The organism is Spirosoma sp. 48-14, from assembly GCF_001898575.1.
GTDB lineage: Bacteria > Bacteroidota > Bacteroidia > Cytophagales > Spirosomataceae > Spirosoma.
On sequence record NZ_MKUD01000030.1, the window covers coordinates 1 to 3,199 of the forward strand.

At 54.6% G+C, this 3,199-nt stretch carries 2 protein-coding genes; both read right to left on the reverse strand.

Annotation, left to right across the window (positions count from 1 at the left end; translation table 11 throughout):
- Positions 1–316, reverse strand: a 316-nt coding sequence (locus BGO59_RS17265) for an SdrD B-like domain-containing protein (protein ID WP_293685009.1), incomplete at its 3' end; no start/stop codon positions are given.
- 593 nt (positions 317–909) lie between these two features.
- On the reverse strand, positions 910–3,199 hold a 2,290-nt coding region (locus tag BGO59_RS17270), incomplete at its 5' end, for an SdrD B-like domain-containing protein (protein WP_293685011.1).

Sequence of the window (3,199 nt, forward strand, 5' to 3'; positions counted from 1 at the left end):
CCGGGCCACTGTAGTAAGCAGCAGGAAGTCCCGAAAACTCTACCCGAACCGGACCCGTTACCCCCGTAAGGGTATACGTCCCATTGGCAGCGGTTGTCGTCGAGGCTACCATTGTTCCGGCCGCATTGAAGGCTTTCACCGTGATGCCCCCATAGCCCGTTTCCAGATTGGGTGTAGCCGTTCCCTGGGCCCCGTTGGCATTCAAGTCCTGATATACGGTGCCGCTAACCTGGGCAAACGCACCACTAGCTGTGAGCAGACACAGCAGCAAACCCGACAATATGTACTGCCAGATCGTTTTTCGTTCAAATCTCATGTACAAGTTCTGCATGGTCATAGTTCAGTTAGTGAATACGAGTCAGCCGAAGCAACACGCTGATTACAGTGGGATAAATAAATCTGATGGTAGGTCGAGATCGGACAAGACGCCTGTTCTCTACTGGGTTTTGCAACTTCCGGCCCTGTGGCTATCCGCCTAAACCCATCGTCCCGATCTCTATATAAACTGGTGGCGGAACTGCTAACAGCGGATTGCCCTCGTATTCGAACATGCCCTTCTCTGGCTAATCGACAGCCAACATCACGAACCTCCGTAGATAATCCGACTTCCAGCTTTGAGGAAACAAGCAGGGTTGTAAACGGGTGAATCGAACCGTTATTTATACTCATCCAGAGTAAAAAACTAGTTAAAGCGAACATCCAATATTTCGGTTTATTCAATAACAAGCGCATAACAGCAATGTGTCTGTGGTGATAGATTGGTTACGAATTCAAATAGTAATTGATGCTTTGCTATCCCGTTTTCTGTCATCCGACTGATTCACCAGTACGGAGGAGGAGTCGTATAGGCTAGCCGCAAACGTGAGGTATTGGGGAGTTTACAAGGACTGCAAACTCCCCAATCGCTACTTATTTCACCGTGATAATCGTCGTACAATTTGGACTTGTGCATTGAGGGATCAGACCCGCATCCACCGTCAGATCAACCTGACCCGCCACTAGCGTATAGTTGCCCGTTCGACCGCCTACACCTGCATCGCTGTCCGTTGCATCGTTACCCGTATTTGGCGTGGTGAACGTAGCCCCACTCGGTGCCGTGAACACCACATAGTAGGTGCCAGGGTCCAGATTCGGGAACAGGTAATGGCCGGTTGCGTCGGTTACCGTTGTGCTGATGGGCTGGTTGGTGGTCGCATTATAGAGCGTCACCGTTACCCCAACCGCTGGTGGTTCATTCGCATCCTGCTGGCCGTTCTTGTTGTTGTCGTACCAGACGTAGTCGCCAAGGGCCGCCTTCAACGGAGTTACCGTGATGATTTCCGGATCGGAATCGTCTTCATCCTGCGAGGGGTTATTCTTATGATCGCCACTGGTGTCATCGTTGACGGGCGTACCATCGTTGGTCGGATTGTTGTCCGGATCGGAGTCCTTATCGGGCAGGTTTTGAGCATTGCTCGCGCTACTGATCTCAGCCACGTTGGTAATGCTACCACCAGCGAAATTACTGCTCACCGTGAAGGTGATGTTGCGCGTGGTACTCTGACCCGCTGGCAAGCTGGCAATCACACTGTTGAGCGTGGCCAGACTACCGCTGGCGGTCCAGCTGGCATCGTTCAGCGTCAGGCCCGTCGGGATGTAATCCGTCACCTGGACATTGGTCGCGTCAACGTTACCCTGGTTGTAGACCGTAATCGTAAAGGTTACGCTGCTACCCGCCACAACCGTCGCACTTTGGCCCGATGCTAGTTTTTTCACCAGGGCCAGGTCAAAGACTGGCGTTGGAACGACCGTGATAATTTCCGGATCGGAATCGTCTTCATCCTGCGAGGGGTTATTCTTATGATCACCACTGGTATCGTCATTGACTGGCGTACCATCGTTGGTCGGATCATTGTCTGGATTAGAGTCCTTATCGGGCAGGTTCTGCGGATTGCTGGCACTGCTGATCTCGGCCACGTTGGTCAAACTGCCCACAAACGTGGGGCTTACCGTGAAGGTAATGTTGCGCGTGGTGGTCTGACCCGCTGGCAGGCTCGCAATGACGCTATTGAGCGTGGCTTTGCTACCACTGGCCGTCCAGTTCGCATCGTTCAGCGTCAGGCCCGTCGGGATATAATCCGTTACCTGAACATTGGTGGCATCCACACCGCCCTGGTTAATTACCGCGATGGTGAAGGTAACCGTACCACCCGCTACGACCGTTGAACTCTGACCCGTTGCCAGTTTCTTGGTCAACGCCAGGTCGAATCCGCTACAGCCGGTTGGGGTTGGTAACACCGCCAGGGGCGAGGCAATACAGCCAAGTGCATCTTTGATGGTCAGGGTGTAGGTTCCGCCACTCAGTCCATTGATACTCGCTGTCATAGCCCCCGTGCTCCAGGTGTAGCTGTAGGGAGACGTACCTCCGCTAATGCTCACCAAACTCAGACTACCCCCCGATGGATTCGTACAGGTTGGGTAGGTTGGCTGGAACACCGCTGCGATCTCGGTCGGCTGCGTGATGGTGAAGCTCTGTACGGCTACACAACCATTGGCATCACGAGCCGTCACTGTATATACGCCAGCTCCCACATTGCTCAGGTCTTTGGTCGTGGCCCCGTTGCTCCATTGGTAGCCAATCGGTGGGGTGCCACCCGTTACACTCAGCACCACACCACCCGTCTGGGTACCGTAGCACTTCACGTTCGTCGGTACACCACTCACCTGTGGTCCACTCAGGTTGCTGATGTTGGCCGAAGCCAGCGCCGTACAACCCGTCGCATCCGTCACGATGACCGTGTAGCTGCCAGGGGAAGCGTTGGTCAGGTTCTGACTGGTGGCCACCACACTGCCAGCCGCATTGCGCCACTGGTAGCTGTAAGCCGGGCTACCCCCGCTCACCTGCGCACTAACCGAACCTGTAGCCTGCCCACAGACCGCATTCTGAGCCGTGGCCGTCACATTGAGCGGTGTGCTGTTGCCCACCACCACACTGGTCATGCTACTACAGCCGTTGACATCCACTACACTCACCATGTAGGTACCGGCCGACAGGTTGCTGATACCGGCCGTGGTCCCAACCACTGTACCGGTGCTGGTCGTCCACTGATAGGTATAGCTACCACTACCGCTGGTTACCTGCACACTGGCACTACCATTAGCCAGACCACAACTGGTCGAGTTGACCTGAGCCACAATGACCGGCGCACTGGTTGAGCCA